Raw genomic sequence first — 458 nt, forward strand, 5'->3', positions numbered from 1 at the left:
TCAATGAACATGAATGCAAATGAAGTCATTGCCAATCGTGCTCTTGAATTATTAGGAATGGAAAAGGGAGACTATCATTATATTAGTCCAAATAGTCATGTAAATATGGCCCAATCAACAAATGATGCATTCCCAACGGCGATTCATATCGCGACGTTAAATGCATTAGAAGGCTTATTACAAACGATGGGTTATATGCATGATGTATTTGAATTAAAAGCAGAACAGTTTGACCATGTTATTAAAATGGGGCGTACACATTTACAAGATGCGGTGCCAATTCGTCTTGGACAAGAGTTTAAAGCATACTCTCGCGTACTTGAACGTGATATGAAACGAATTCAACAATCGCGTCAACATTTATATGAAGTAAATATGGGGGCAACTGCAGTTGGTACAGGCTTAAATGCAGATCCAGAATATATTGAAGCAGTTGTAAAACATTTAGCTGCAATTAG

Annotated in this window: 1 protein-coding gene; it reads left to right on the plus strand. The window is 36.9% G+C overall.

The genetic code is table 11. The annotated features are described in order from the left end of the window. Nucleotides 1–458 (plus strand): lyase family protein (locus HFD78_RS29075; protein WP_277680577.1); only part of this gene is annotated, 458 nt, incomplete at both ends.

The organism is Bacillus sp. EKM501B (assembly GCF_011800505.1).
GTDB classification, from domain to species: domain Bacteria; phylum Bacillota; class Bacilli; order Bacillales; family Bacillaceae_G; genus Bacillus_A; species Bacillus_A cereus.